Raw genomic sequence first — 7972 nt, 5'->3', positions numbered from 1 at the left:
GGCCCGCGCCGGCTGGATCGCCAGCCTGGCGCTGCTGGTGGCCTACGAGGCCAGCGGTGTCGAGGAAAGCCTGCGCGCGGCCGGCCGCGCTTCGTGGATCGGCCAGGCCTTCGCGCTCGGCAACAGCGACCGCTTCCTGGCCGACTATGTCTTCGGCCTGGTCGTGTGCCTGAATTTCGCCTGCGCGCGCTTCGCCGACCTCAAGCCCCTGCTGCGCTGGGCGCCACCGATCCGGCTCCTGGCCTCGTATACCCTGACGCTCTACCTGTCGCACGCGCTGGTACTGGCCGCCTGGCCGGCGCTGTATCCGCACGATCCACGCAGCCTGGCCGACCTGCTGGCGCTGGGCGCCGCGATCGCGCTCGCGACCGCCATCCTCGGCCTGCTGACCGAACAGCGCAAGAACGGTTTCCGGCGCCTGCTCGCGCGCCTGGCCGGCGCCCTGTGGCGCCCGGCCAGCCGCCCCCATCAAGGAGAAGCAAACAATGAAATGTGACGTCCTGATCCTGCCCGGCCTGTGGAACTCGGGCCCGCGCCACTGGCAATCGCTCTGGCATGAACGCAACCCGCACTGGCGGCGCGCCGAGCACCGCGACTGGAGCAATCCTCATTGCGACGAATGGGTGGCCGAACTGAACGCCGCCATCGCCGACTGCCAGGGCGCGCCGATCCTGGTGGCGCACAGCCTGGGCTGCATGCTGGTCGCGCACTGGGCGCTGTCCGGCTCTCCGCTCAAGGTAGCGGGCGCCTTCCTGGTCGCGCCGAGCGACGTCGAGGCGTCCACCTACCCGGCCGACCTCAATTGCTGGGCGCCGATCCCCCTGAAAACGCTGCCGTTTCCGAGCCTGGTGGTGGGCAGCGCCAACGATCCCTTCGCCAGTCGCGACCGGACCGCCGCCTTCGCCGCCGCCTGGGGCAGCCGCCTGGTCGAGATCGGCGACGCCGGCCACCTGAACACCGATTCCGGCCATGGCGACTGGCCGGACGGCCTGCGCCTTCTGGAGCAGTTCTGCGACGAGATCTCGGCGCCATGACCGTCCTGCACAGCGCGCGCCTGCGCCCCGACCGCCGGGGCCGGGGCTATGCGATCAAGGCCGCCGAGCGCCATATCGACGGCCGCAACGACAACCGGGCCACGCCACCGGCCGAAATACGTCACCTCTGAAGCGCCTTCCTGCTGGGGAATGTGGTGTCAAAGCCGCATCGCGGCATTTGCATATTGCATAAAATCCACAATTACATCAAAATGCGAATCATTCTCATTTGCATTCGTAGCATTGTCACGTCTGCCCGTCCACCTCCCTGAAGAAAGAACCGCATGAGTTCACCGATGCGCTTGCCGCTCGCGCTGGCCCTGGCCCTCGCCTACCCAACCCACGCCGTCATGGCCGCAGATGCGCCGGCGGCGCCCGACGAGCCGGTCCCGGCATCGACCGTGCTGGTCACGGCCGACAAAATCGAGACCGGCTACGCCAGCGACGCCGCCTCGATCGCCAAGGGCAGCCGCAGCCTGCGCGAAACGCCGCAATCGGTGTCGGTCGTCAATCGCCAGCGCCTGAAGGACCAGGACCTGCGCACGCTCGACCAGGCGCTGGGCAGCATCACCGGGCTGGTGGTCGAGCAAACCAGCAGCCACGAACGCCGCTTCTTTTCGCGCGGCTTCGAGATCGAAACGGTCCAGTACGACGGCGTGACCACCCAGCGCGGCTCGGGCTTCAATATCAGCGCCGACCTGTCGGTGTTCGACCGGGTGGAAGTGATGCGCGGACCGGCGGGCCTGTTCAGCGGCGCCGGCAATCCCGGCGGCGTCGTCAACCTGGTGCGCAAGCGCCCGCTCAAGACCAATCGCGTCGACGTGCTGGCCAGCGCCGGCCGCTGGGACAATTACCGGACCGAGATCGATGCCAGCCGCGTGCTCAATGACAGCGGCAGCGTGCGCGCGCGCGTCGTCGGCGCCTACGAAGACCGCGAGTATGTCTACGACATCTCGGAGAACCAGCGCTCGATCCTGTACGCCATCGTGGAGGCCGACCTGGCGCCGTCGACCACCCTGGGCGTGGGCGTCCACCGCGAAGAGAACGACATCACGCCGTACTACGGCGGCCTGCCGCGCTTCGCCGATGGCGGCGACCTGGGCCTGCCGCGCTCGACCTACCTCAACGCCGCCTGGTCGGACACCAACGTCAGGTCGACCACCGCCTTCGCCGACCTGCAGCACCGTTTCAACGACGACTGGAAGCTGCGCGTGGCCTTCAGCCGCATGACCGAGGACAACCACGACCTGAGCGGCTCGGCCTTCGGCGCGGTCAACCGCGCGACCAATCTCGGCCCGACGCTGTCCTCGTTCCAGGCCCGCCTGCTGGGCGAGCAGAAAGCGGCCGACCTCACGCTGGAGGGCAGCTTCGCCGCCTTCGGTCGCCGCCACGACGTCCTGCTGGGCGCCAACTGGATGAAGCGCGACTATGACTACCGCAGCCAGTTGCTCGCGATCGCGAATCCGGCGGTCAGTCCCTTCACCTTCAACCCCTTCGACTACGCTGTCGCGCCGACCACCCCGGCGCGCGCGGCCACGCACACGCTGACGCCGACCGAGCAGTCGGGGGTCTATGGCTCGCTGCGTTTCGCGCTGACGGACGAGGTGAAACTGATTGCCGGCGGGCGCGTGAGCAACTGGAAGAACGCGGTCCAGAACCTGGTGACCAAGGGCTACAACACCCAGCCATACAAGCAGGATGGCGAATTCACGCCGTTCGGCGCCCTGCAATGGGACTTCGCGCCCGAGTGGACGACTTACCTCAGCTATGCCGAGATCTTCCGCTCGCAAGCGAATCAGTTCACCGCCAGCGGCGACCGGCTCGCTCCGGCGACCGGCGAGAATATCGAGGCCGGCCTGAAGGGCGCGCTGTTCGGCGGGCGCCTGAACGCCTCGCTGGCGGCATTTCGCATCGTCGAGGAAAACCGCTCGCAAAGCGATCCGCTCAATCCATCGCCATGTATCGGCTCGCCGACCGGCGGCGCCTGCTTCATTGCCGAAGGCAAGGTACGCAGCCAGGGCCTGGACGCCGAGCTGACCGGCCAGGTCGCGCCAGGGCTCGACCTCAGCGCGGGCTATACCTTCAACCAGACCAAGTACCTGCGCGACCGCACCGCGACCGGGCTGCCGAGCGCCAACGAGAACCAGCCGCTGTCGACCTTCACCCCGCGCCACCTGGCGCGCATCTGGGCCAGCTGGCGGCCAAGCGGCAGCGCCTGGAGCGCGGGCGGCGGCGTCAACGCCCAGAGCCTGACCTACAAGACCTCGGGCGCGGTGCGCATCGAACAGGCGGGTTACGCGGTATGGTCGGGCCGGGTCGGCTACCGGATCAACCGCAACCTGCTGGCCGCGCTCAACTTCAACAATATCTTCGACAAGCACTACTATCGCACCCTGGGCGACGCCAGGGGCGGCAACTGGTATGGCGAACCGCGCAACCTGACGGCCACCCTCCAGGCGACGTTCTAGGGTCGCACGATGCAGCTGGTGGTCGCGACGCTGTTCGGGGTAGCCGCCTTCGCCGCGGCGGTGGCCGGATTGCTAACGCTCGGGCTGACGATGGAGCGTCACTGGCAGGAAGCCTGCGGCGCCCTGCGCCGCCCGCGCGTACGCAATACGGTGCAGGCGCTCGGCGCACTGGCCCTGCTGGTGTCGCTGCTGTGCTGCGTTGAACTGCGCGCGCAGGGGCGCGGTTTCGTGCTGTGGATCGGCTGCCTGACGGCGGCGGTGTGGATCGCGATCGGCCTGCTGGCGTATGGGACCGTGGCGGCGGCGCGCGTGGTGCGCGTGGTCGGCGGGCTGGCGGCGGCGAGCTGCGTGACGGCGATGGTGCTCAGGTTTGGTTAAAAAAAACCGGGGCATCGCTGCCCCGGTTTTCGCTTACTTCGCCAGCAGCATCTCGTTCAGGCGCTTGACGAACGACGCCGGATCGGCCAGGCTGCCGCCTTCGGCCAGCATCGCCTGGTCGAACAGGATGTGCGCCATGTCGGCAAAGCGGGCGCCGCTCGCTTCTTCGTACTTCAGGCGCTGCACCAGCGGGTGGTCCGGGTTGATCTCGAGGATCGGCTTCGATTCCGGCGCCTCTTGGCCGGCGGCCTTCAGCATGCGCAGCAGGTTGCCCGACAACTCGTTTTCGTCCGCCACCAGGCAGGCCGGCGAATCGGTCAGGCGGAAGGTCACGCGCACGTCCTTGGCTTTCTCGCCCAGGGCGCCCTTCATGTTCTCGACCAGTTCCTTGTAGCCGGCCTCGGTCTCGGCGTGTTCCTTTTTCTCGGCCTCGTCTTCCAGCGCGCCCAGGTCCAGGCCACCCTTGGCGACCGATACCAGTTCCTTGCCTTCGAACTCGGTGAAGAACGACAGCATCCACTCGTCGACGCGGTCGGTCATCAAGATGACTTCGACGCCCTTCTTGCGGAAGATCTCGAGGTGCGGGCTGTTCTTGGCGGCCTGGTAGTTGTCGGCGGTGACGTAGTAGATCTTGTCCTGGCCTTCCTTCATGCGGCGGACGTAATCAGCGAACGACACGGTCTGTTCGTTCGACTCATTGGCGGTCGAGGCAAAGCGCAGCAGCTTGGCGATGCGATCCTTGTTGGTGGTGTCCTCGCCGATGCCTTCCTTGAGCACCTGGCCGAATTCCTTCCAGAAGGTCGCGTACTTGTCCTTGCCGGCCTGCTCGTCCGAGTTCGCCATCTCCTCGAGCATGCCCAGCACGCGCTTGGTCGAGCCTTCGCGGATCACGCGCACGTCGCGCGACTCTTGCAGGATCTCGCGCGAGACGTTCAGCGGCAGGTCGGCCGAGTCGATCACGCCCTTGATGAAGCGCAGGTAGGTCGGCATCAGCTGCTCGGCGTCGTCCATGATGAACACGCGCTTGACGTACAGCTTGATCCCGCCGCGCTTGTTGCGGTCCCACAGGTCGAACGGCGCATGGGCCGGTACGTACAGCAGCTGGGTGTATTCGCTGCGGCCTTCGACCCGGTTGTGGGTATGGGTCAGCGGGTCCTGGAAGTCGTGCGAGACGTGCTTGTAGAACTCGTTGTACTGTTCTTCGGTGATCTCGCTCCTGGAGCGTGCCCACAGCGCGCTGGCCTGGTTCACGGTCTCGACGTCGTCCTTGACGACGGTTTCCTTCTTCTCTTCGTCCCACTCCTCTTTCTGCATCACGATCGGCAGCGAGATGTGGTCGGAATATTTACGGATGATCGACTTGAGCTTCCACGACGACAGCAGCTCCTCTTCGCCTTCGCGCAGGTGCAGGATCACGTCGGTGCCGCGGCTGGTCTTTTCGATCTGTTCGATCGAATAGTCGCCCTCGCCGCGCGATTCCCAGCGCACGCCCTGTTCGGCGAAGGCGCCGGCGCGGCGGGTATTGACGACGATCTTCTCGGCCACGATGAAGCCCGAATAGAAGCCCACGCCGAACTGGCCGATCAGGGCTGCATCGGCCTGCTGGTCGCCCGACAGCTTGCTGAAGAATTCCTTGGTGCCCGACTTGGCGATGGTGCCCAGGTGGGCGATCACCTCGTCGCGGCTCATGCCGATGCCGTTGTCCGAGATCGTGATGGTTTTGGCGTCCTTGTCGAACGCGACCTTGATCTTGAGCTCGTGGTCGTTGCCGTACAGGGCGTCGTTATTGATCGCCTCGAAGCGCAGCTTGTCGGCAGCGTCGGACGCGTTCGAGATCAGTTCGCGCAGGAAGATCTCCTTGTTCGAATACAAGGAGTGGATCATCAGTTGCAGCAGCTGTTTTACTTCTGCCTGGAAGCCAAGGGTTTCTTTTTCGGCGCTTGCCATTTTGTTCCTCGTTAAAAACATAGTGGGTTGTCAGACTCGGAGGCATATAAGGCTGCCATGGAGGATTTCAAGAGGTGTTTTTGACAAGGCCCCCTCAAGCCCAGGGATTTTGCAGTTTTATGCGTGCAGGATGTCGAATCGTGTCCTTCCCGTTCGTCGTAGCGATGCAGCACCCATCCACACACCACAGGAGAAGATCATGAACCAGGCAGTGCGCCCCATCCCGGAAGGCTACCGTACCGTCACCCCGCACCTGGTGTGCGAACATGCGCTTGATGCCATCGAGTTCTACAAGAAGGCCTTCGGCGCCGTCGAGATCGTCCGCCTGCCCGGGCCGGACGGCAAGATCATGCACGCGGAGATCCGCATCGGCGATTCGCCCATCATGCTGGCCCAGGACTATCCCGAGTTCGGCAGCCTGGGCCCGCTGGCCCTGAAAGGCACGTCCGTGGTCATCCACCTGTATGTGGAAGACGCCGATGCGGTATGGGCCAAGGCCGTGGCCGCCGGCGCCAAGCCCCTGATGGAACTGTCCGACATGTTCTGGGGCGACCGCTACGGCCAGGTCCAGGACCCGTTCGGCCACCGCTGGTCGATCGCCACCCACAAGCAAGACCTGACGCCCGAGCAGATCAGGGAGCGCATGGACAAGATGATGGCAAGCGGCTGTCCGGGCCAGCAAGCCGGCTGAGTCAGGCGCCGCGCAGCCCCGGCAGCTGGCCCTCCAGAAAGCGCCACACGCCGGGTTCCTGCAGCGCCGCCAGGTTCAGGCGCATGCGGGTCGACGGCTGCTGGCTGGGCGAAAACAGGCTGCCCGGCGCCAGCAGCAAATCCTGCTGCATGGCGCGCGCGGTCAGCGCATTGGTGTCGACACCGGCGTCGACCCACAGGAACATCCCGGCCGCCGGCGCCGGGTCGACCCGTAGCCCGAGCGCCTCGAGCCGGCGCAGCGCGCCCGGGCGCAGCGCATCGAGACGGCCCCGGATGCGGTCCAGGTGCTTGCGGTGGTGGCCCTCGGCCAGGATTTTATAGACCACGCGCTCGCCGATATCGCTGGTGCTGAGCGTGGCCAGCATCTTGCGATCGGCCAGGCGCAGGGCCCGTTCGCGCGAGGTGGCGATGAAACCGACCCGCAGGTTGGCCGCCATCGACTTCGAGAATCCGCCCAGGTAGATCACCCGCTGCAGGCCGTCCAGCGCGGCCAGGCGGGTGGCGCCGCCCGGATGCAGGTCGCAATAGACGTCGTCTTCGACCACGATGAAGTCGTGCTGCTCGGCCAGGCGCAGCACCTGGTAGGCCTTGGCCGCCGACACCGAGGTCGAACTGGGGTTATGCAGCACCGAATTGATCACGAACAGGCGCGGACGATGCAGGGCCGCCAGCTCCTCGAGCCGGGCCAGGTCGGGGCCGTCGGCCAGGCGTGGCACGCCGACCACCTTCAGGCCCATCGCCGCGAACGAACCGAACATCAGGAACCAGGCCGGATCGTCGACCAGCACCGTGTCGCCCGGCTGGCAGAATTCGCGCGCCACCAGGTCCAGTGCCTGGGTCGTGCCGAGCGTCGTCACCAGCTGCTCGGGCGTGGCCTCGATTTCCAGCTCGGCCAGTTTCAGTTGCAGCTGCTGGCGCAGCGGCAGGAAGCCATTCGGCGAGCCGTAGTTGAGCAGGCCATCGCAGTTCTGGCGGCTCAGTGCGCGCAGCGCGTTGGCGACCGCCGCGCCATCGAGCCAGTCGGCCGGCAGCACGCCGGAACCCGGCGCCAGCCCGAGCGGCGCCTGGCGGAACATGCTGCGCACCAGCCAGGCGATGTCGAGATCGGCCGGCACCGGGGCCGCTTGCGCCAGCAGCGCCGCGCGCGCCGGCGCCGGCTGGCGTTCGCGCACGAAGAAGCCGGCGCCGCGCCGCGATTCCAGGTAGCCCTGCGCCACCAGCCGGTCATAGCTGGCCACCACGGTAAATGGCGACACGCCGTGGCTGGCGGCGAACTGGCGGATCGATGGCATGCGTGCGCCGGGCCGCAGCAGGCGCTCTTCGACGCGCGCGGTCACCGCGCGCACGATCTGGTCGGCCAGCGCTTCGCCGGTATCGCGCGTCAGCGCAAAGGCGGGTGTATTGGTCATTTCACCACCACAGTCGGCAAATTAT

The 7972-nt window shown here is 66.5% G+C and carries 8 protein-coding genes; 6 read left to right on the top strand and 2 right to left on the bottom strand.

The annotated features are described in order from the left end of the window. The 5 genes from E8M83_RS25925 to E8M83_RS11505 form a co-directional block, all read left to right on the top strand. On the top strand, positions 1–496 hold a 496-nt coding region (locus E8M83_RS25925; RefSeq protein ID WP_170976770.1), incomplete at its 5' end, for a hypothetical protein. After that, positions 486–1034 (top strand): alpha/beta hydrolase, encoded by a 549-nt coding sequence (locus E8M83_RS11515; RefSeq protein ID WP_137173509.1) that lies wholly within the window; start codon positions 486–488, stop codon positions 1032–1034. The genes E8M83_RS25925 and E8M83_RS11515, both read left to right, overlap by 11 nt. Next, positions 1031–1165, top strand: a complete 135-nt coding sequence (locus E8M83_RS26480; RefSeq protein ID WP_267874211.1) for a hypothetical protein — start codon at positions 1031–1033, stop codon at positions 1163–1165. The genes E8M83_RS11515 and E8M83_RS26480 overlap by 4 nt, the downstream gene beginning before the upstream one ends. Positions 1166–1318: 153 nt before the next feature. Beyond that, the gene (locus tag E8M83_RS11510; protein WP_137173508.1) at positions 1319–3502 is read left to right on the top strand and encodes a TonB-dependent siderophore receptor; all 2184 of its coding nucleotides are present in this window, start codon (positions 1319–1321) and stop codon (positions 3500–3502) included. Between the two features lie 9 nt (positions 3503–3511). Continuing rightward, positions 3512–3880: a DUF3325 family protein gene (locus E8M83_RS11505; protein WP_137173507.1), complete on the top strand. Its 369-nt coding sequence runs from the start codon at positions 3512–3514 to the stop codon at positions 3878–3880. 33 nt (positions 3881–3913) lie between these two features. Here the strand turns inward: E8M83_RS11505 and htpG are convergent, their stop codons facing one another. After that, positions 3914–5827 (bottom strand): molecular chaperone HtpG, encoded by a 1914-nt coding sequence (gene htpG, locus E8M83_RS11500; RefSeq protein ID WP_137173506.1) that lies wholly within the window; start codon positions 5825–5827, stop codon positions 3914–3916. A gap of 199 nt (positions 5828–6026) precedes the next feature. Between htpG and E8M83_RS11495 the strand changes: the two genes are divergently transcribed. Beyond that, complete coding sequence (locus tag E8M83_RS11495; protein WP_137173505.1) at positions 6027–6518, top strand: VOC family protein; 492 nt, start codon at positions 6027–6029, stop codon at positions 6516–6518. 1 nt (position 6519) lies between these two features. Here E8M83_RS11495 and E8M83_RS11490 read toward each other — a convergent pair whose 3' ends face one another. After that, a complete protein-coding gene (locus E8M83_RS11490) occupies positions 6520–7947 on the bottom strand; it encodes a PLP-dependent aminotransferase family protein (protein WP_137173504.1) in 1428 nt (475 codons plus the stop codon). Between the last annotated feature and the right edge of the window lie 25 nt (positions 7948–7972).

This window comes from Massilia sp. HP4, assembly GCF_005222695.1.
Taxonomy (GTDB): Bacteria; Pseudomonadota; Gammaproteobacteria; order Burkholderiales; family Burkholderiaceae_D; genus Telluria.
The sequence above is the reverse complement of the archived record's forward strand: the minus strand, read 5'-3'. Positions and strand labels throughout refer to the sequence as shown.

Excerpts from the sequence above, each read along its gene's own strand:
- E8M83_RS11515 (WP_137173509.1), top strand. The coding sequence starts at position 486 with ATGAAATGTGACGTCCTGATCCTGCCCGGCCTGTGGAACTCGGGCCCG.
- E8M83_RS26480 (WP_267874211.1), top strand. The coding sequence starts at position 1,031 with ATGACCGTCCTGCACAGCGCGCGCCTGCGCCCCGACCGCCGGGGCCGG.
- E8M83_RS11510 (WP_137173508.1), top strand. The coding sequence starts at position 1,319 with ATGAGTTCACCGATGCGCTTGCCGCTCGCGCTGGCCCTGGCCCTCGCC.
- E8M83_RS11505 (WP_137173507.1), top strand. The coding sequence starts at position 3,512 with ATGCAGCTGGTGGTCGCGACGCTGTTCGGGGTAGCCGCCTTCGCCGCG.
- htpG (WP_137173506.1), bottom strand. The coding sequence starts at position 5,827 with ATGGCAAGCGCCGAAAAAGAAACCCTTGGCTTCCAGGCAGAAGTAAAA.
- E8M83_RS11495 (WP_137173505.1), top strand. The coding sequence starts at position 6,027 with ATGAACCAGGCAGTGCGCCCCATCCCGGAAGGCTACCGTACCGTCACC.
- E8M83_RS11490 (WP_137173504.1), bottom strand. The coding sequence starts at position 7,947 with ATGACCAATACACCCGCCTTTGCGCTGACGCGCGATACCGGCGAAGCG.